This is a genomic window from Streptomyces sp. NPDC015032 (assembly GCF_043080425.1).
Lineage (GTDB): Bacteria > Actinomycetota > Actinomycetes > Streptomycetales > Streptomycetaceae > Streptomyces.
Window position 1 is genome coordinate 163,804 of sequence record NZ_JBIBVN010000014.1, and the last position, 19,455, is coordinate 183,258.

Here is a 19,455-nt window from a genome sequence, read left to right on the forward strand (position 1 = left end):
AGGAGCGGTCACAGTGCAGCGCTGGCGTGGCTTGGAGGACATCCCCCAGGACTGGGGACGCAGCGTCGTCACCATCGGCTCCTATGACGGGGTGCACCGCGGACACCAGCTGATCATCGGGCGGGCCGTGGAGCGGGCACGCGAGCTGGGCGTGCCGTCGGTCGTGGTGACCTTCGACCCGCACCCCAGCGAGGTCGTACGGCCCGGCAGCCACCCGCCGCTGCTCGCCCCGCACCATCGGCGTGCCGAGCTGATGGCGGAGCTGGGAGTGGACGCGGTGCTGATCCTGCCGTTCACCGCCGAGTTCTCGAAGCTGGCACCGGCCGACTTCATCGTGAAGGTGCTCGTCGACAAACTGCACGCGGAGCTGGTCATCGAGGGCCCGAACTTCCGCTTCGGCCACAAGGCGGCCGGGAATGTGCAGCTGCTCACCGAATTCGGCGCGACCTACGACTACGGTGTCGAGGTCATCGACCTGTACGTGAGCGGCGAGGCGGGCGGTGGCGAGCCGTTCTCCTCCACCCTCACCCGGCGCCTGGTCGCCGAGGGCGATGTCGCGGGCGCCGCGGAGATCCTGGGCCGGCCGCACCGGGTCGAGGGCGTCGTGGTCCGCGGGGCGCAGCGCGGCCGTGAGATGGGCTTTCCCACAGCCAACGTGGAGACCCTGCCGCACACCGCGATCCCCGCGGACGGCGTGTACGCGGGCTGGCTCAATGTGAACGGCGAGGCGATGCCCGCCGCGATCTCGGTCGGCACGAATCCACAGTTCGACGCCACCGAGCGGACCGTGGAGGCGTACGCGATCGACCGGGTCGGCCTCGACCTGTACGGGCTCCATGTCTCGGTGGACTTCCTCGCCTACGTACGCGGGATGCTGAAGTTCGACTCGATCGACGACCTGCTCGTGGCGATGGCCGCCGATGTGAAGCGGTGCAGCGAGCTGGTCTCCGCGTACGAGCGCGGCTGAATCGCTCCTTCTGCGTGACCGGGGCCGGGACCGTTCTTCGACGGTCCCGGCCCCACTCCGCCGGACGGGCCTCAGATCACCGCGTCACGCCCGCGCCTTCGCCACCGCGTTCGCCCAGTGGCACGCCACCTGGGTCTGCCCGCCGCCCGCGAGCACCGGCAGGTCCTTCGTACGGCACGCGTCCGCGACGCCCGCCCGCTCCGCCTCGCCCGAGGCCAGTACCTGGCAGCGGGCGTGGAAACGGCATCCGGACGGCACCCTGGACGGGTCCGGCGGCTCACCGGTCAGAATCACCGGATCGGTCCCGGCCTCCGGGAGCACCGACAACAGCGCCTGGGTGTACGGGTGTTGCGGAGCGGTCAGAATCTGCTCCACCTCGCCCGTCTCCACGATCCGGCCGAGGTACATCACCGCGACCCGGTCGGCGATGTTCCACGCCAGGCCGAGGTCGTGCGTGACCACCAGTGCGGACAGGCCCAGCTCGTCCCGCAGCCGCAGCAGCAGGGCCAGGATCTCGCCGCGCACCGAAGCGTCCAGCGAGGCCACCGGCTCGTCGGCCACGATGAGTTCCGGCTCCAGCACGAGCGCGCCCGCGATGACGACCCGCTGGCGTTGTCCGCCCGACAGCTCGTGCGGATAGCGCAGGAAGAACCGCTCGGGGGGCCGCAGTCCCGCTCGCGACAGGGCCTCGGCCACCGCAGCCCGTTCGTCCCCCGCGTACCCGTGGATCCGCAGGCCCTCGGCGACGGCGTCGTACACCGTGTGTCTCGGGTTGAGTGAACCGCTGGGGTCCTGGAGCACCAGCTGGACCCGTTTGCGGTACGCCTTCAGCGCCCGGCTCGCGTAGTCGAGCGGCTGTCCGCCGAAGGTCACCCGCCCGGACGTCGGCGGGACCAGACCCAGCAGCGACCGTGCGAGCGTCGTCTTGCCGCAGCCCGACTCACCGACCAGGGCGACGATCTCGCCGGGCCGGATGTCCAGGTCGACGCCGTCCACGGCACGCGCCGGGGCGGCCCCGCGTCGGCCGGGGAAGGTGACCTTCAGCCCTTCCGCGCTGAGCAGGGGAGTGGTGGTGGTCATGGTGTGCTCCTTGCTTCCTCGGCACCCGGAAGGACCGGGGCCTCGGCCACCGCCCCCGGCTCCACCAGCACGCAGGCGGCCCGCCGCTCCGGCCCCGCCGCCCGCAGTTCCTGGTCCTGCGTGGCGCAGGAGTCCAGGGCCACCGGGCAGCGCGGATGGAACGTGCAGCCGCCGGGCAGCGCCGACGGGTCCGGCGGGTCGCCGGGCAGCCCGCGGGGCGCGAACCGGGAGGCCGGGTCGCCGATGCGCGGAAAGGCGCCGGACAGGGCCTTGCCGTACGGGTGGTGCGCGTTCTCGTAGACCTCGGACGCCCGGCCCTCCTCCACGACCCGCCCCGCGTACATCACCGCGAGCCGGTCGCAGGTGTCCGAGAGCACCGCGAGGTCATGGCTGATCATGATCAGGCCGAGGTCCTGCTCGGACACCAACTGCTCGATCAGCCGCAGGATCTGAGCCTGGATCATCACATCCAGCGCCGTGGTCGGCTCGTCCGCGATGATCAGGCCCGGATCGCAGGCGAGCGCCATCGCGATCATCACGCGCTGCCGCTGTCCGCCGGAGAGCTCGTGCGGATAGGCGTCCGCGCGGGCGGCCGGCAGTCCCACCTGCTCCAGGAGCTCACCGGCCTTCTTCGCCGCCCCGGCCTGCGTCGCCTTCCGGTGCAGCAGGATCGGCTCGGCGATCTGGTCGCCGATGCGGTGCACCGCGTTGAGGGAGTGCATCGCGCCCTGGAACACGATCGACGCCCCTGCCCAGCGCACCGCCCTGACCTGGCCCCACTTCATGGCGAGGACGTCCTCGCCGTTCAGCAGGATCTCGCCGGAGACCTTCGTCCCGGCGGGCAGCAGCCGCAGCAGCGCGAGCGCCAGTGTCGACTTCCCGCAGCCGGACTCACCGGCGATGCCGAGCTTCTGCCCGGCGTCGACGGTGAGGTTCACGCCGCGGACGGCCTGTGCTCCGCCCCCGTACGTCACCGTGAGGTCCCGTACGTCGAGAAGCGGCGGCCTCTTGATGTCGATGCTCGTCGTGCTCAACGGGTCACCCCCAGCTTGGGATTGAGGACGGACTCGACGGCACGCCCGCACAGCGTGAACGCCAGGGCCACCAGGGCGATGGCGATGCCGGGCGGTGCCAGGTACCACCAGTCGCCCGCGCTCACCGCGCCCGCCTCGCGGGCGTCCTGGAGCATGCCGCCCCAGGAGGTGATGGTCGGGTCGCTGAGGCCGAGGAAGGCCAGGGTGGCCTCCGTGAGGATCGCGCTGGAGATCACCAGCGTGGTCTGCGCGAGCACCAGCGGCATCACGTTCGGCAGCACGTGCCGGACCATGATGTGCCCGTGGCCGCCGCCCAGGGCCCGGGCGCGCTCGATGTAGGGACGGGACTCCACGGCAAGGGTCTGGGCACGGACCAGCCGAGCCGTGGTCGGCCAGGTCGTGACGCCGATCGCGATGATGACCGTCCACATCGAGCGGTCCATCACGGTGGCGAGCGCGATCGCCAGGACCAGGGTCGGCATCACCAGGAACCAGTCGGTGATCCGCATCAGAACCGTCGAGTACCAGCCGTGGAAATGCCCCGCGACGATGCCGACGACCGTGCCGATGGCGACGCACAGGAACGCCGCGAGCAGGCCGACCGTCAACGAGACGCGGGCGCCCCAGACCAGCAGGGCCAGCACACTCCGTCCGAACTGGTCCGTGCCGAGCGGGAATTCACCGCTCGGCGACTCCAGCGCGCCGCCGGGCGCGTCGGTGACGCTCTGCGAGTCGGAGCCGACGAGCTGCGGCGCGAGCAGGGCGATCAGCGCGATCAGGACGAGCGCGCCCAGCCCCCACAGTCCGCCGCTGTGATTGCGGTACTCCCGCCAGAACCGGGCGAGGGAGCGCCGCTTGCGCGCGCGGGCCAGCGCCCGCGGGTTCTCGGCCGTCCCGGCCTTCGTGGGCGTGGGCATGGATTCGGTCGTCATCGGCCCACCCGGGGATCGAGCAGCGGATACAGCACATCGGCAAGGGTGTTCGCCAGGATCACCGCAGTGGCGAAGACGAAGAACAGCCCCTGTACGAGGGGGAGATCGGGCACGCTGAGCGCCTGGTAGAAGAGGCCGCCGAGACCCGGCCAGGAGAACACCGTCTCGACCAGGATCTGCCCGGCGACCACATGCCCCAGGTTCACGAACATCAGCGTGAACGTCGGCAGCATCGCGTTCGGCACGGCGTGCTTGCGGCGTACGACATCGTCCCGCAGCCCCTTCGCACGGGCCGTCGTCAGATAGTCGCTGCCCATTTCGTCGAGCAGCGAGGAGCGCATCACCAGCAGCGTCTGCGCATAGCCGACCGCGACCAGCGTGACCACCGGCAGGACCAGATGGTGGGCCACGTCGAGGACGTGGCCGAGCCCGCTCCCGCCGCCCGATTCCATGCCGCCCGTCGGGAACATCCCGGGGATCGGCCCGATGCCCACCGAGAAGACGATGATCAGGAGCAGACCCAGCCAGAACGACGGCACCGAGTAGAGCGTGAGCGCGAACGCGGTGTTGAAGCGGTCGCTGAGGGAGCCGTTGCGCCAGGCGGTACGGGTGCCCAGCCAGATGCCGAGCGCGGTGTAGAGGACGTACGCCGTGCCGGTGAGCAGCAGCGTCGCCGGGAGTGCCTCGGTGATCTTGTCGATGACGGGGGCGTGGAACTGGTACGAGGTACCGAAGTCCCCGGTCAGTGCGTCGCCGACATAACTCGTGAACTGCTTCCAGAGCGGCTGGTCGAGCCCGAACTGGTGCCGGAGAGACTGGAGTTGTTCGGCGGAGACGCGGCGTCCGCCGGTCATCTGCTTCACCGGATCGCTGGGAATGAGACGGAAGAGGAAGAAGCTGGTGACCAGCACGGCGAACAGGGAGAAGACCGCACCCGCGATCTTCGCCGCGACGTACTGGACATAGGCCTTGGTGTTGCGCGCCCGTGGACCGCGGGCGGCCGACGGTCCGGCCGCAGCCGGACCGTCGCTGCCTGAACGTGTTCCCGCATTCTGGACGAGCGCCGGAGCGCTTTCAGCTGTCGTGACTCCTCCTCCCCGCACGCGGGGCGGCTTCTCACTCGGTTCCACGGAACCTCATGACGGCCAAGCCCTGACCGCTGCCCGTGGGCAGGATCCGAGTGTACGGTGCCGCTTCGCGAAGGCGGCGGTTTCCGCAGGAACCTGGGGATACGAACTTATTCACGGTCGTCCACCGTGTTTCGCCGGCGGGCGCCGAGGAAGATCCCGCCGGCGATGACGACGAGTGCGGCGACGACGATGCCGATGACGACACCAGTCGAGCCGGAGCCGCCGGACCCGCCGGAGCTGTCCGAACTGCCGCTGCCCGCCGGAACGGCCGACCACCAGCTCCAGTACCCGTCCTGGCCGTAGATGTTGCCCGCCGCCTCGGGCATCGTCGTGATCGACTTGATCTGGTCGGTGCGGTAGGCCTCGACCGCGTTCGGGTACGCGATGACGCTCATGTACCCGGAGTCGTACAGCCACGACTGCATCTGCTTGACGAGGTCCGCACGCTTGGCCGGGTCGTACTCGGCGAGCTGCTTCTTGTAGAGCTCGTCATACGTCTTGTCGCAGATGAAGTTGTCGGTGGTGGCGCTGGCCTTGGCCTTGACCGGCAGCGCGTCGCAGGTGTGGATGCCGAGGACGGCGTCGGGGTCCGGGTTGACGGACCAGCCGTCGAAGGCGAGGTCGTACTCACCGGCGTACCAGGGCACGGAGACGTCGTCGCGGCAGTCGACCTTGAGGCCGATGCCGAGCTTGCCCCACCACTCCTGGAGGTACTTGCCGATCGCCTTGTCGTTCGGGTCGGTGGCGTGGCAGAGGATGCGCAGGTCCAGCGGCTTGCCGTCCTTGCCGACGCGCCGGTCGCCCTTGAGCGGGTAGCCCGCCTCGTCGAGGAGCCCGGCCGCCTTGGCCGGGTCGTAGGCGAGGATCTGGTCGGCGGACGGCTGCCAGTGATACGCGGAGAAGCGCGGCGGGATGTAGCCCTGGCCCTCGACGGCGTGGCCCTGGAAGACCTTGTCGATGATGGTCTTGCGGTCGATGGACAGGAAGAGGGCCTGGCGCACCTTCTGGTCGAGCAGGGCTTTGTTGCCGTTGCCGAACTTCTTGCCGTCCTTGGTCTGCGCGCCCGGGTTGGCGGCCAGTGAGAAGAAGCGGCGGCCGGGGCCCTCGTTGACCTTGACGTTCTTCTCGCCCTTGAGGGACGCGGCCTGGGCCGGCGTCAGCGCCGGGGAGCCGGCGACGAAGGAGACCTCGCCCTTGCGCAGCGCGGCGACCGCGGCGTCCTGGTCCTTGTACGTCTTGAAGACCAGCTCGTCGAAGTTCGGCGCCCCGCGCCAGAAGTTCTTGTTGGCCTTGAGCTTCACATACTGGTCGACCTTGTAGTCGGACAGGACGAACGGCCCGTTGCCGACGATCGGGAACGCCGTGTCGTTGTTGAACTTGGAGAAGTCACCGACCTTCTCCCAGACATGCTTCGGGACTATCGGCACGTCCAGCGCGGCCATGGTGGCCTGCGGTTCCTTGAGCTCGATGACCAGCTGCGTCGGGCTGGGCGCCGTCACCTTCTTGAAGTTCGCGACGAAGTTGCCGTTGGCCTGCGCGGCGCCCTCGTCGGTCATCATCTTGTTGAAGGTCCATGCCGCGTCCTCGGCGGTGGCCTGCTGCCCGTCCGACCACGTGGAATTGGACCGGATGGTGTACGTCCAGGTCAGCTTGTCCGCCGACGGCTCCCACTTGGTGGCGAGGGCGGGGACCGCGTGGTTGTCCTTGGGGTCGTAGTTCGTCAGGAAGTCGTACATGAGCCGGCTGATGCTGGTGCTGATCAGTTTCTGCGCCAGGAACGGGCTCAGGGAGTCGACGCTCTGTGCGACGGCGACGGTCAGCGTCGACGTGCCGCTGTCGGCGGCCTGCGCCTGCTGCGGCGCGACACCGAGGGGCGCGCCCGGGACGACGGAACCGGCGGCCAGGGCCAGGGCCGCGGCGCCGGAGGCCAGGAGGACACGCAGACGTGAGCGTGGCTGGACGGAGCGTGGCTGGACGGAGCGTGGTGGAACTCTTTCGACCATGGTCAGGGACCTCGCGTCATGACTCGCACGGAGAAGGCGGGTTGATCTCTGGTTCGCCAGCTGGTGAAGCGAAGGTTTATCAGCGGGGGTCGAGCCGCGTCAACGGTCCTCGAAACGGCGTGTGGGCTGCGGGAATACACGGAGGGCCCGCACCATGGAGACGGTGCGGGCCCTCATTGGTTTAGACCTCTGTTGCCTTACTGCTGAGGCGCTGACGGCGGCTGCTGCTGCCATCCCGCGGGAGGAACGGGAGCCTGCGGCCCCGGCTGTGCCGGCTGACCGGGCTGCCCCGGCTGACCGGGTAGGCCGGGCTGCTGCTGGTGAGGCGGCGGCGGTCCGGCCGGGCTCGCCGTGGGCTGGGCCTGGGAGGGCAACGACTGCTGCCAGCCGTGCTGTTGCACTCCGGGTCCGGGCTGCGGCGGGTACGGCTGCGGGGGCTGCTGGCCGCCGTACGGCTGTTGCTGCGGCGGGTACGGCTGCTGCGGGGCGTACTGCTGCTGGCCGGGCATCGGCGGGGCGTACTGCGGGGGCGGGGTGGAGCCGCTCGACGTCCAGAGCCCCTGTTGCTGCTGTGCGCGCGCGAAGTCCTCGGCGACCATCGCGGAGAGATTGAAGTACGCCTCGCGGGTCTTGGGGCGCATCATGTCGAGGTCGACCTCCGCGCCGGCCGCCAGGTGCTCGTCGAACGGGACGACGACGACGCCGCGGCAGCGCGTCTCGAAGTGCTGCACGATGTCATCGACCTTGATCATCTTTCCGGTCTCGCGGACACCCGAGATGACCGTGATGGAGCGCTGCACGAGCTCCGCGTACCCGTGCGCCGACAGCCAGTCCAGCGTCGTGGACGCACTGGACGCACCGTCGACGGACGGCGTCGAGATGATGATCAACTGGTCGGCGAGGTCCAGCACTCCGCGCATCGCGCTGTACAGCAGGCCGGTGCCCGAGTCGGTGAGGATGATCGGATACTGCTTGCCCAGTACATCGATCGCGCGCCGGTAGTCCTCGTCGTTGAACGTCGTGGAGACCGCCGGGTCGACGTCGTTGGCGATGATCTCCAGACCGGAGGGCGCCTGCGAGGTGAAACGGCGGATGTCCATGTACGAGTTGAGGTACGGGATCGCCTGGACCAGGTCACGGATGGTGGCCCCGGTCTCCCGGCGCACCCGGCGGCCGAGCGTGCCCGCGTCCGGGTTGGCGTCGATGGCGAGGATCTTGTCCTGCCGCTCGGTCGCCAGGGTCGAGCCGAGGGCCGTGGTCGTCGTGGTCTTGCCGACACCGCCCTTGAGGCTGATGACCGCGATCCGGTAGCAGGACAGCACGGGCGTACGGATCAGTTCGAGCTTGCGCTGCCGCTCGGCCTCCTCCTTCTTGCCGCCGAGCTTGAAGCGGGCCGCGCCGGACGGCGTGCGGCTGCTCTTCGCCTTCTGCTTGCCCCGGACCAGCCGGTCGGAGGAGAGCTCCACGGCCGCCGTGTACCCGAGCGGGGCGCCGGGCACGGAACGCTCGCGCTGGTCGTGGGTGACCGGGGTCGGCCAGGCGGCCCCGGTGCGGGGGTCGACGGGCTGTCCCTGCGGCTGGCCCTGGCCCTGTGGCTGCTGCTGGGGCTGCTGGTGCGCGGGCGGCTGCTGCTGGTGCAGGGGTGGCTGTGGCGCGGCCTGCGCGGGGAGACGGGGTGCGCCCTGGACCGGCTGCTGTGGCGCCTGGGGGACCTGCGGTGGGAGCGGTGCGCTCGGCTGCGCGGGCCACTGAGGCGGCTGGGGAGTTTGCGGCGGCTGGGGTGCCTGAAGAGGCTGGGCAGCCTGAGGCGGTTGCGGGAAGCCGTAACCGCCCAGTGCCGGCGCCTGCTGCGCGGGCGGAGCGGGCTGCTGCGGGAAGCCGTAGCCGCCCTGGGGCAGTTGGGGTGCCTGCGGTGGCTGGGGCGCTCCGGTCTGCGGGAAGCCGTAGCCGCCCGGCCCCTGGTCGGCCGGGGCCGGGGCCGGAGCGGGTGTCGGTGTCGGAGCCGGAACGGGCCACTGCGGTGCCGCCTGGGGTGGGATGGGCTGCGGAGCGGCGGGCTGGAAGGCGGGCGGCAGCGGCGGCAGGGCGCCCTGTGGCGGCGTCGGGGACCAGGGGGTCGGCGCGGCGGGTGCCGGGGCGTCCTGCGGTGCGCCGGAGGGGGGTGCGTCCTGGGGCGCCGCATCCGTGACGGCGTCCGAGGGCGTGGGGCTCTCCGGTCCGTCGGCGGCACTGCTCGTGGCGACGTCCGGGGTTTCGGTGGGCGCCGCGGCGTCGGCGCCGGAATCCGTGGCGGTGTCGTCGGTCGCGTCGGCGGACGAATCCGCCGTCTGCGCGGAATCGGAACCGGAAGCGGGAAGAGAAGCAGGAACGGAAGCAGGAACGGAAGCGGGGACAGAGTCAGGGGCGGAAGCGGAACCGGGGGCCGCGCCCTCGTCCGTACCGTCGGCACCGGCACCGGCCTCCACGGAGCCCGCGTCCGAGCCGTCCTCACCCCCGTCCGTGTTCTTCGGCGCCTCCTCGCGCTCCGCGATCTCCCGCCTGAGAGCGGCGGGCGAGAAACGCATGGTCGCGCCGCTCTCCACATCGCCGCCCCCGAGCGGGTCCGTCATCCCGTCGGGAGCCGCAGTCACCGCCCCCTCCGCGGGAGCGGGCGAAGGAGCGGAGTCGCCCGCCCCGGACTGCACGGGCGCGGGCGGCGCCGGAGCCCAGTTGGGGTTGAAACCGCTCCCGGCCTGTGGCGCGGGCGCGGGCAAGGACATCGGTGCCCCGCTGGGTGGCGGAGGCGGCGCCAGGTGCGATCCGGCACCGCCCGACGAGTCTCCCGGCGTGTTCTGTGTGTACCAGGCGGGCGGGGTGTAGTCGATGGTGAACTCACCCGTCATCTCGGCGGGCTCCGCGTCGGACGACTCGTCGACGGGCCTGTGCCAGCCCCCGCGGATCTCGTCCCGATCGCCGTTCACTTTGCCTCCTGGTGTGGTCGAGCACCCTTGTGCCGTGGTGGGTGGGGGCGACCGATTCCGTCCTGCTAACCGCCCGGCTCTCCCCCCCCGGGAGACGCATCACCTGCCCGCAGGTTCTTCTGCCGCGCCCGGACCCACCCTAATCGTCATGGGGCCCGCTCCGGCAGGCCGTTCCGCTCAGCAGAAACCATCCAGTAGGTCACGAACCGTCCTCAAGTGCCCCAATAGGGCAGCGTGTACGATCCGAAGCGGTCAACTCTGCACACACTCAAGCGTGCTGAAAGGGTGGCCACCGTCTCCGGACAGCCACCCCCTCACCTGACCGCTGTTTATGTGAGGTCGAACTCACCGTCCCGTGCGCCCAGGACGAAGGCACGCCACTCGGCCTCCGTGTACCGCAACACGGTCTCCGGGTCCAGCGACGAGCGCATGGCGACTGCACCGCCCGGCAGATGCGCGATCTCGACCCGCTCCTCGACGTTCTCGGTCCCCGGTGCGCTCAGCCACTCCACATCCGAGATGTCAAGAGCGTAGAGCTCTTCCTTTTCCTGCTGGGTGCCCATGTCGGCGTCCCTTCGATCGAACCGTGTCGTTTCCCGGCCATCCTCCCCGGAAGCGGCGAGCCCGGGGCAGCGAACGGAACAGTATTCAATCCATCCGGCGAGCAGCGCCCAGCAGGCCGCTCTCGATATCGGTCGCGCTGGTCATCACCCAGTGGCGTTCGCTGCCCGCCACCCAGAGCGTGACACCGTCCGCCAGCGTGGGCAGGGCCTCGCTCTCGGCCCGGGCGAGCCCCAGGATCCGGCCGATCTGGTCCGCCTCGGCGGGCGAGACCCGCTGGATGCCCACGAGCGTCGACGCCCGCATCAACCGGGGCGCCACCGGGCTCAGATACGGCAGCAGCGTCAACACCGACTGCCACGGCGAGGACACCACCCGGCCACGGGGCGGGCGCATGCCGCAGTCGCGCACCACCACCACCGGGCTGCCCACGGTCGCTCCGGTCGGCGGAACCCGGCCCACGTCATGGAGGGAGATGCACTCAAGACCGGCACCCGCGGCCTGCGCCAGAGTGGTCCAGGCCTGGGTCCGCCCGGTCTCGACCGCCACCCGCGCACCCGTGGCTGCCGCACGCAGCGCCAGCACCTGTGCGGTCCACAGGCCGCCGATCAACAGGACGTCGTACGGTGCCGGGCGGTGGAACCCGATCATCTGCGTGCGCCCCTCGGCATCGCTGCCGATGATCACGCCGTCGTCCCCGACCGGCAAGGACAGTGCGCCCAGGTGCTCGGCCGCCAGGGTGTGCCCCGCGTGGCGGGGGCCGCGCAGTCCTCGCCTGAGCCCGGTGCGATTCGTCATCGTGCGCCTCCCAGCGGGAGCGTCGCCAGTACGCCCGGCAACTGCTCGCGGTCCAGCCGCACCAGGCCGACCTTCGCGTGCCGGGCGGCTTGCTCCAACGTCCTTCGCACCCCGACCAGTTCGGTATCGGATCCGCCGGTGATCCGTACGTGACCGGACACGGACACATCGCCCTGTCGTGAACCGCCCCGCACCGTCAGGCTGAAGGTCGTCGCATACGCGGGAACCTGGGTCAGCAGCGAGACGAGGCGCGGGAGAGGAGTCGCCCCCCGGCCCAACTCGGGCCAACGGTCCACCGCATAGGCGGTGTGCCAGCGGTCGTCGCACCGCCAGACCCTCGATGTCTCCATCGTCCGCCGCTGCGGCGCGGCATCCTGGCGTCCGGCGCGGGCCGACAGCATGGGATTGGCACAGGCGGATGTCGCCACGGCGGAGTGCAGCTCCTCCTGGTCCAGCACCACGGCCCGGAACCCGGCGCCGGTGATCCGGCTCGCCACATGGTCGGCGACCCGAACCAGACAGCGCTGAGCTCCGCCGATTCCGCCCCCGCGCGCCTCGACCGCCTCCCGGCACAGTTCCGGATCCAGTTTCACCGCCACCCAGGTCATCCGCACCGCGGGCGCCCCGGTCTGCTCCTGAAGGGGGGCGTAGGAGAGCCGCGCCGACGACTGCTGCGGCAGATGCTGCGCCGGAGCGGGGCGTACCTGCTGTACGAGCTGTGCGGACTCCAGCACGATGTCGTCCACCGAGAGGGCATCCCCCAGGAGGGACAGCGGGAGCGCCCGCGCACCCTGAGCCTGGCGGAGCGACTCACCGCCGGCCTCGACCCTGACGACAGCGGTCAGGAACGTGCCGTCCCCGAGCATGCCCACCGTGCGGCGGTCCCGGTCGACGTAGATGTACGGAGCGAATCCCGGCACATTTTCCGCCACCGGCGCCAGCTGCGGCTCCGCATCCATGGCGGGCGCCGCCGCGGTCCGCCTGCGATCGCGGAGGGAGAGTGTCGTCGACAGCCAGTCCTGCACGGCGCGCCCCCGGCGACGTACCACCGCGAGAAGCACCAGCAGACAGGCGACCGCGCCTGCGAGTACCAGCCAGATACCGCCGAGCACGGCACCCACCGCGGCGACCGCCAGGGCCGCCTCGACAAGCACCATCTGCCGCAGCAGCGGACCGATGCGACCGGTCCGCGAGATCGGCCGCAGAGTCGTCGCCGCAGGGGCGTTCACCGATGGCTGGGGTGCTGCGCCGGCCGGCTCATTGCCGTGTTGCCTTCGGGAAGTGCTGGACGCTCGATGGGCAGACCGCCCCGTGCGCTCGCGCGTCGCTGCACCCATCGCCGCATTGCCCCCTCGTGTCCCTGTTCACCGGTTCTTTTCACGGGTGTTGACCGGGCGATCACCCTAACCTGAGCAGTGACGGCCAAGCGCCAACAGGCATAGTAGGGGGCCCGGTCGGTGACAGTGGCCCACGGAGTGTGTGGCAACCTGGTCGCCCACGGGGGAAAAGGGGCAGCGGACAGATGGCATCACGGCGGGACGAACTCAACGCCTACACCTTCGCGAAGCGGAGGTTGATCGCACAGTTCCTGCAACCCAACCCGAGCGGCTCGGAGGAGGGTGCACCCCGCCCCCTGCGTGCGGTGATGCCCGGTGCGATCGTCGGCGTCGTCATCCTCGCGGCGTTCGGAGCCTGGGGGATGTTCAAGCCCGTAGCACCCCAGAAATGGGACACTCCCTACGAGAATGTCATCATCGCCAGCAAATCCACCACACGCTATGTGGTGTTGGAAACCGACGGCAAGACGCAGCTCCACCCGGTGCTGAACATGTCCTCCGCCAAACTCCTCCTCGCCCCGGACAAGGGCAAGGTCATCAACGTCGACGAATCGGTCCTCGACAACGGCAAGATCCCCCACGGCGCCACCCTCGGCATTCCGTACGCCCCCGACCGGCTGCCGGACAAGAAGGAAGCCGGATCGAAGAAGCGGTGGGCCGTCTGCGAGCGGCCCGGCGAGGGCGGCAGGGCCATCCAGAAGGCGGCGTTCGTCTTCGCCGAGCGCGAGCAGCAGAAGACCGAGGGCACGGAGCGGCTGCACGGCGGTGAGCTGATGTACGTCGAGGGACCGGGACCGGACAGGACCCGCTACATCGTGGACGCCGCGGGCAAGGCGTACAAGGTGAAGAAGGACGAACTGCTGCTGCGTACGCTCGTCGACCAGGACCGCGTCCCCCAGCGGGTGTCCGCCGCCTGGCTGGCCACGCTGCACACCGGAGACGAGATCGCCTTCCCGGCCATAGAGGGAGTTCCCGGCGCCGACGCGGGTGTCCCGGGGAAGCTGCAGCCCGACGTGAACAAGGTGGGCATGATCCTCGCGGCGACCTCCGGTACCAGGACCCAGCAGTACGTGGTCCTGCCGGGCAGGGTCGCCCCGGTATCGGACTTCGTCGCCAAGCTCCTGCTCAGCAGCCGCGCCCTGGTCAGCCTCGACCAGGACGGCAAGGCGAAGCCCGTCAGTGCCGGAGCGTTCGTGCCCGGTGAGGCGTTCAAGCAGGACATGGACTGGCCCACGAGCAAGCCGGCGCCCGTCAACTCCGCGAGCACCGCGCCCGGCAGCCGCAACACCGTGTGCAACGTTCTGCGCGGCGTCGCCACGAAGGACGGCACCAGCACGCTCAGCACGTGGGCGGGCACGAGCTTCCCCGCAACGCTCCCCACCGGCTCCAGCAGCGCCTACGCCACCCCCGGATCGGGACAGCTCTTCCGTCAGTTCAAGGGATCCAGCGCCGACTCCGGCCCCCTCTTCCTGGTCACCGACACCGGTCTGCGCTACGCCATGCAGTCCAACGGCGACAGCGTGCAGGACGACTCCGGCATCGGTGAATCAGGCTCGAAGGAGGAGAGGGCGCAGCGGCAGCAGGAGGCGCAACAGGCGCAGAACCGGCTCGGGTACAAGGACGTCGTGCCCGCGCCCATCCCGGCTGCCTGGTCCTCGTTCCTGCCCACGGGACCTCGCCTGTCGACCGGCGCGGCCCGCCAGCCGCAGGGTTCCTGAGGGGGCGTATCCACATGACGACGCACTCCTTCGCGTACCGGCGTCCGCTGACAGCCGCGGCCGCCACCGCCGTCCTCTTCGTCACGCTGCCGGTACTGCCCGCGGCGGCGGACGACTCCACCCAGTGCACCTTCCCCTCGAAGAAGTACACGGGCCGCCCCTGGGCGTTGCAGCGTGTCCTGATGGGCGAGCTGTGGAAGCAGTCCACGGGCAAGGGGGTACGGGTAGCGGTCATCGACACCGGCGTCGACGTCAAGAACCCTCAGCTCACGAAGGCCGTGGACACCGGGAGCGGCCGCAACTTCCTGGACAAGAACCTCAAGGACGACAACGGCGGCAAGATCGAGCGCGGCAAGGAGAACGGCACCACCGACACGGTCGGCCACGGCACCAAGGTCGCCGGAATCATCGCCGCGCGAGAGATGAAGGGCACCGGCTTCACCGGCCTCGCTCCGGACGCGACGATCATCCCGCTCCAGCAGAACGACGCCGAGGGCCACGGAACAGCCGAAACGCTGGCCGAGGCCATCAGCTACGCAACCGACGTCGCCCACGCGGACATCATCAACATCTCCCAGGACACGGCCAACGCCGTGAAGCCCGCGCCCATCCTGAAAGAAGCAGTGGACGCCGCCCTGGCCAAGGAGATCGTGGTCGTCGCCTCCGCCGGCAACGACGGGCTCGGCGGCAACATCAAGAAGACCTACCCGGCCTCGTTCGACGGCGTCCTGGCCGTGGCCGCGTCGGACCGCAACAACGAGCGGGCGGCCTTCTCCCAGTCCGGCGATTTCGTGGGCGTGGCCGCCCCCGGCGTGGACATGATCTCGACGGTCCCCGGCGGCGGACACTGCGCCGACAACGGCACCAGCTTCTCGGCCCCGTACGTCGCAGGAGTCGCCGCGCTCATCAAGGCCAAGCACCAGGACTGGACGCAGGAACAGATCGTCGCCCAGATCCAGCAGACGGCGGAACGCTCGGTCGCGGGCCACGACCATCTGGTGGGCTGGGGCGTCATCGACCCGGTGCGTGCCCTGACCGAGGACGACAAGCCCATCGAACACCCCGTCGCGAACGAAGGCGTGAGCAAGGGCGAAGCCCCGACACCGGCTCAACTCCACCTGGGCGAAACGGCGGACGAACGCAACGCACGCCTGGCGACCTACGTGGTGGTGGGCGGGGCAGTACTGGTCGCCGCGATCGCGGGCACCGCCGTGGCCGTGCGCGATTCCCGACGCCGGTCCAGGCGCCTGGGAAGCGCCGGCAACGCCTGACGAAGCCATCAGCCAGGGAAGGGTCTGCGGAAGTTACGTGATGGATAAGAGGGTTGGTCCTCTCGTAGCCAGTGGATAGAGTTTGTGGAATGAGGTCAGACTTGTTCACGCGGGTGCGATAGCAACGAGTGGCAGTCTGAGCAAACGGGGAAAACGGGGAGGGCAGGATCGTGAGCGATCCAGGCGGTGGCGGGGGAGGCTCGGGCAACCTCCGGCGTGGTGTTGGCGCGCTGGAGACGTTCAGGAGGCGTGTCAATACGCTCCTTGCGGATCTTGAGGGTTCGCCGGCCGGTAAGTCGAAGATTGCGGCGCAAACGGTTTCGCGCGCTGCTCTGAGTGGTCAGAACGCGTGCTTCGCGGAGGCGGACGGACTGTACACGCAGTACAACCGCGTCCACGAGGCGCTCGTCGCGCTCTCCAAGTCTCTCGGCGATCAGATCGAGTACTTGAGCCTCGGCGTGCACGCGGCGGCCGTCGGCTTCGACAACGTGGACGACGACGTGCGGCGCCGGTTCTATGAGATCCAGGTCCGCCTGGACAAGGAACAGGAGAAGACGCAGGCCGAGAAGGCGGACAAGCTTGAGCAGCCGCGCTCCGACAGCAAGACCGGCTCTGCCTACGACGACCTGGGTGATAGCTGATGAGTGACGACAAGAAGCCGGAACTGACTCCCAAGGAACAGCAGGCGCAAGACGAGCAACGCGTCCAGGCCCAGCTGATCGTCACTGACGTCAACCGGGAGGTCCAGCACGTCATGGAGTCCTTCGGCTTCGGGCGTTCGGGGCGGACTTCGTTCGAGGGCCATGAGCTCAACGCGATGATCGACCTGATCGAGAACTCCAATCCGGAGCACCTCGAAGAGTCGGGTCAGGCGCTCCTGAAGGCAAGGTCGGCCATCAACAAGGCCGCGGATGAGCTGGGCGACTTCATCAAGGAAGTCGACTGGGAGGGCGAGTCTGGAACCGCCTTCCGTGATTGGGGCAATGGTCTGGTCGCCCACGCCCTGAGCCTGGGCGATTTCGCGGAGGCGGCCGGGACACAGATCACGGTCGCGGGCACGGGCCTCGCATCGGTGCGCAAATCCCTGCCGCCGCGGGACAACCGCCTGGACCGCAAGTCCGTGGAGGACATCGAGGCCCCGAAGCGGATCGATGGCAATCCGGAGTACGCCGCGGCGGTGAAAGTCGAGAAGCATCGCCAGGAAGCCATCAACCAGGCGAACCGGCTGGCTTCGTACTACGCGGTTTCGGCCGAGACGTTGGCGGCGCAGGAGCCGCCGCGGTTCGAGAAGCAGCTTGATGTTGCGATGCCGAAGCCCACTGGCTCGAGGCGTGACAGAGACCATTTCGGGAGTTCGCAGTCTGGCATCAATGCCTCGATAAATCGCACGACGCCAGGCAGCTCGGAGCGCGTTGCCGTGGGCAGTGCTGTCAATACAGGTACTTCTGGTAGCCAAGCCCCGGCTGAGGTGCTCGGATCGGCGCCGGTGCTGGACAAGAGCACCTCGACAGAGATCGACAGTGTGGCCATGCCACCGGTTACCGTGACCGAACCAGGCCCAGCTCCGGTCCCTTCGGTCACAGGCCCCGCCGGACCAAGCGGAGTATCGACTCCTCCCGTGGCGAATGGCTTTGTGAACGCGCTGACAGGCAGCTCGCGGCGGTCCACGGGATCAACCGGTATACCCAGGGCAATTGGCCAGCCCGGAGGGGGCGGGGCCAGATCCGGTGGCTCCGCAGGTGGTGGCCCTGTTGCGAATGGGCGTCCAGCACCCATGGGCGGCACCTCGGGTGCAGGCACACCCGGGCGCTCTGGCGGGAGCCAGCCGCCTGTCGCAGGCAGACCCGGTGTGACTGGCGGCAGGCCTATGACAGGAGGCCATGCCAGCACGGCCGGATCTTCCGGCCCGCGTGCCGGCCGAGCAAACGGCATCGTTGGTGGGGCGCCGCAGCGTGCCGCTAGTGGCACGGGCACGCCTGTCGGGGCTCGTGGTGTTCCGCGCGGAACGGTCATCGGTGCCGAGGGAGCGGCTCGAGCGCGCGGCTCTGCCAGTGGCACAGGTCAGCGGGGAGTTGTCGGAGCAGGCGGAGCGAGCAGCAACCGTCCTGGTGGGCGAGGCACTCCCAGCTCGAACGGCGTCGTGGGTACTCCCCGCGGCGGCGCTCCGGGGTCTAACTCGGGTGAAAGGGGTTTTACCGCAGGTGGTGCGGGTCTGGTGCGTGGACCTGCACGTCGTCGGGACTCTGACGATGAGGACCAAGGCAGCGGCTCGACCCGTCCCGACTACCTGACAGAAGACGAAGAGACTTGGGCTGCCGGGCGGCGTGGAGTCGTACCTCCGGTGATCGAGTAGGTAGAGGGAAGGTTCGGAAGTCAGGATGACAGCAAGAATGAACCAGACCCGGAAGTGCATCGCCCCTCAAGGCCTGAGGGGACGTCTGGTCGGCACTTTGGCTGTGGCTGCTGCTTGGAGTGTGGGCTTGGCCGGGGCAGCTCCGCCAGCCGTTGCTGCAGACGTGCAGTCGAAGCAGTGGTACCTCGGACCTATGCATGCCGAGGAGATGTGGAAGATCGCCACTGGCGAAGGCATCAAAGTGGTTGTCATCGATACAGGGGTTAACCCTTCAACGACGTCGCTAAAAGGGCAGGTTCTCAAGGGACTTGACGCTACGGGTGTCGACGGAGATGAGACTGATGACTATGACGGACATGGCACCACCATGGCTGAATTGATCGCGGGAACAGGTCGAGGCGGAGGCTTGAAGGGGCTGGCTCCGGGGGCAAAGATTATTCCGATGAGGATTTCTGATACCCAGTTCCAGAATAAGCATTCAGTGAATGCCAATGATACTGCGGATGCGATTCGTGCCGCAGCAGACAGTGATGCGCAGATCATCAGCATGTCGTTCGGCAGTGAGTTCCCGGGGCGGAAAGAGCGAGAAGCTGTAACGTACGCACAGAGTAAAGGGAAACTCTTCTTCGCGCCTGTTGGCAATGAAGCCAGGAAAGGTAACAAGGAAGAGTACCCCGCCGCATATCCAGAAGTTGTCGGCGTTGCTGCTACTGACCGACTAGGCAAAGTGTCTGATAGCTCCGAACACGGTGATTTTGTGGATATCGCCGCACCCGGAGATGATTTGCCATTCTGGTGCGACCAGAATTTCGAGCGATATTGTCAGGGAAATGGCGGAACCAGCGCTGCAACTGCCATCACGTCAGCCGCCGCCGCCCTGATCTGGTCCGCCCACCCCGACTGGACGGCCAACCAGGTTCTCAACGTCCTCTTTGATACGGCTGGACGAGGCGACTGGGAGAAGGGCACTCTCAGTAACTACCTCGGCCACGGCGTCATCCGCCCGGCCGTCAACATCCTCAAGGGCAAGGGCAACCCCGGCGCACCGGACATCAGCCCCCTCACCAAGGAAAAGACGTCCGGCTCCTCGACCTCCCCCGCCCCGTCTGCACCAGCTTCGTCACAGCCCGAGAAGAAGGAAAAGGCTGACGACGCCGTTATGGCAGGCTCCAGCAAGGAGAAGGACGACGGTACTCCGCTCGGCCTGATCATCGGCGGAGCGGCAGTGGTAGTCGTGCTCGGCGGCGGAGCCTTTGCGCTCGCCCGTAAGCGCCGTACCGCCTGACTGGCCGTCGGTTCTTCATCCGTACC

At 68.9% G+C, this 19,455-nt stretch carries 15 protein-coding genes; 6 read left to right on the top strand and 9 right to left on the bottom strand.

The window, feature by feature from the left end; all coding sequences use genetic code 11:
* Positions 1 to 13: 13 nt before the first annotated feature.
* Positions 14 to 967 carry a bifunctional riboflavin kinase/FAD synthetase gene (locus ACF08M_RS21450; protein ID WP_392186830.1) on the top strand — a complete coding sequence of 318 codons (954 nt, stop codon included), beginning with the start codon at positions 14 to 16 and terminating at the stop codon, positions 965 to 967.
* A gap of 84 nt (positions 968 to 1,051) precedes the next feature.
* Here the strand turns inward: ACF08M_RS21450 and ACF08M_RS21455 are convergent, their stop codons facing one another.
* The 9 genes from ACF08M_RS21455 to eccE all read right to left on the bottom strand — a co-directional run bounded on the left by ACF08M_RS21455 (position 1,052) and on the right by eccE (position 12,802).
* Complete coding sequence (locus ACF08M_RS21455; protein ID WP_392186831.1) at positions 1,052 to 2,047, bottom strand: oligopeptide/dipeptide ABC transporter ATP-binding protein; 996 nt, start codon at positions 2,045 to 2,047, stop codon at positions 1,052 to 1,054.
* Entirely contained in the window at positions 2,044 to 3,081 is a 1,038-nt protein-coding gene (locus tag ACF08M_RS21460) for an ABC transporter ATP-binding protein (RefSeq protein ID WP_392186832.1), read from the bottom strand. Before ACF08M_RS21460 ends, ACF08M_RS21455 begins: the two co-directional genes overlap by 4 nt.
* Entirely contained in the window at positions 3,078 to 3,998 is a 921-nt protein-coding gene (locus tag ACF08M_RS21465; protein WP_392186833.1) for an ABC transporter permease, read from the bottom strand. Before ACF08M_RS21465 ends, ACF08M_RS21460 begins: the two co-directional genes overlap by 4 nt.
* An 11-nt stretch (positions 3,999 to 4,009) precedes the next feature.
* A complete protein-coding gene (locus ACF08M_RS21470; RefSeq protein WP_392186834.1) occupies positions 4,010 to 5,143 on the bottom strand; it encodes an ABC transporter permease in 1,134 nt (377 codons plus the stop codon).
* A gap of 107 nt (positions 5,144 to 5,250) precedes the next feature.
* Complete coding sequence (locus ACF08M_RS21475) at positions 5,251 to 7,146, bottom strand: ABC transporter substrate-binding protein (protein ID WP_392186835.1); 1,896 nt, start codon at positions 7,144 to 7,146, stop codon at positions 5,251 to 5,253.
* A gap of 197 nt (positions 7,147 to 7,343) precedes the next feature.
* Positions 7,344 to 10,106: an SCO5717 family growth-regulating ATPase gene (locus tag ACF08M_RS21480; protein ID WP_392186836.1), complete on the bottom strand. Its 2,763-nt coding sequence runs from the start codon at positions 10,104 to 10,106 to the stop codon at positions 7,344 to 7,346.
* A gap of 329 nt (positions 10,107 to 10,435) precedes the next feature.
* Positions 10,436 to 10,669 (bottom strand): DUF397 domain-containing protein, encoded by a 234-nt coding sequence (locus ACF08M_RS21485; RefSeq protein WP_093548397.1) that lies wholly within the window; start codon positions 10,667 to 10,669, stop codon positions 10,436 to 10,438.
* 85 nt (positions 10,670 to 10,754) lie between these two features.
* A complete protein-coding gene (locus tag ACF08M_RS21490) occupies positions 10,755 to 11,465 on the bottom strand; it encodes a hypothetical protein (protein ID WP_392186837.1) in 711 nt (236 codons plus the stop codon).
* Positions 11,462 to 12,802, bottom strand: coding sequence for a type VII secretion protein EccE (gene eccE, locus ACF08M_RS21495; RefSeq protein ID WP_392186838.1), 1,341 nt, complete (start codon positions 12,800 to 12,802; stop codon positions 11,462 to 11,464). The genes ACF08M_RS21490 and eccE overlap by 4 nt, the downstream gene beginning before the upstream one ends.
* A gap of 185 nt (positions 12,803 to 12,987) precedes the next feature.
* Between eccE and eccB the strand changes: the two genes are divergently transcribed.
* The 5 genes from eccB (at position 12,988) to ACF08M_RS21520 (ending at position 19,429) form a co-directional block, all read left to right on the top strand.
* Positions 12,988 to 14,520 (top strand): type VII secretion protein EccB, encoded by a 1,533-nt coding sequence (eccB, locus tag ACF08M_RS21500; protein WP_392186839.1) that lies wholly within the window; start codon positions 12,988 to 12,990, stop codon positions 14,518 to 14,520.
* A 14-nt stretch (positions 14,521 to 14,534) separates the two neighbouring features.
* The gene (mycP, locus tag ACF08M_RS21505) at positions 14,535 to 15,791 is read left to right on the top strand and encodes a type VII secretion-associated serine protease mycosin (RefSeq protein ID WP_392186840.1); all 1,257 of its coding nucleotides are present in this window, start codon (positions 14,535 to 14,537) and stop codon (positions 15,789 to 15,791) included.
* 170 nt (positions 15,792 to 15,961) lie between these two features.
* A complete protein-coding gene (locus ACF08M_RS21510; protein ID WP_392186841.1) occupies positions 15,962 to 16,432 on the top strand; it encodes a hypothetical protein in 471 nt (156 codons plus the stop codon).
* On the top strand, positions 16,432 to 18,144 hold the full coding sequence (locus tag ACF08M_RS21515; protein ID WP_392186842.1) for a hypothetical protein: 1,713 nt from the start codon (positions 16,432 to 16,434) through the stop codon (positions 18,142 to 18,144). The genes ACF08M_RS21510 and ACF08M_RS21515 overlap by 1 nt, the downstream gene beginning before the upstream one ends.
* 25 nt (positions 18,145 to 18,169) lie before the next feature.
* Complete coding sequence (locus ACF08M_RS21520; RefSeq protein ID WP_392186843.1) at positions 18,170 to 19,429, top strand: S8 family serine peptidase; 1,260 nt, start codon at positions 18,170 to 18,172, stop codon at positions 19,427 to 19,429.
* Positions 19,430 to 19,455: the final 26 nt, after the last annotated feature.

Excerpts from the sequence above, each read along its gene's own strand:
- ACF08M_RS21455 (WP_392186831.1), bottom strand. The coding sequence starts at position 2,047 with ATGACCACCACCACTCCCCTGCTCAGCGCGGAAGGGCTGAAGGTCACC.
- ACF08M_RS21465 (WP_392186833.1), bottom strand. The coding sequence starts at position 3,998 with ATGCCCACGCCCACGAAGGCCGGGACGGCCGAGAACCCGCGGGCGCTG.
- ACF08M_RS21475 (WP_392186835.1), bottom strand. The coding sequence starts at position 7,146 with ATGGTCGAAAGAGTTCCACCACGCTCCGTCCAGCCACGCTCCGTCCAG.
- ACF08M_RS21485 (WP_093548397.1), bottom strand. The coding sequence starts at position 10,669 with ATGGGCACCCAGCAGGAAAAGGAAGAGCTCTACGCTCTTGACATCTCG.
- ACF08M_RS21490 (WP_392186837.1), bottom strand. The coding sequence starts at position 11,465 with ATGACGAATCGCACCGGGCTCAGGCGAGGACTGCGCGGCCCCCGCCAC.
- eccE (WP_392186838.1), bottom strand. The coding sequence starts at position 12,802 with ATGGGTGCAGCGACGCGCGAGCGCACGGGGCGGTCTGCCCATCGAGCG.
- eccB (WP_392186839.1), top strand. The coding sequence starts at position 12,988 with ATGGCATCACGGCGGGACGAACTCAACGCCTACACCTTCGCGAAGCGG.
- mycP (WP_392186840.1), top strand. The coding sequence starts at position 14,535 with ATGACGACGCACTCCTTCGCGTACCGGCGTCCGCTGACAGCCGCGGCC.
- ACF08M_RS21515 (WP_392186842.1), top strand. The coding sequence starts at position 16,432 with ATGAGTGACGACAAGAAGCCGGAACTGACTCCCAAGGAACAGCAGGCG.
- ACF08M_RS21520 (WP_392186843.1), top strand. The coding sequence starts at position 18,170 with ATGACAGCAAGAATGAACCAGACCCGGAAGTGCATCGCCCCTCAAGGC.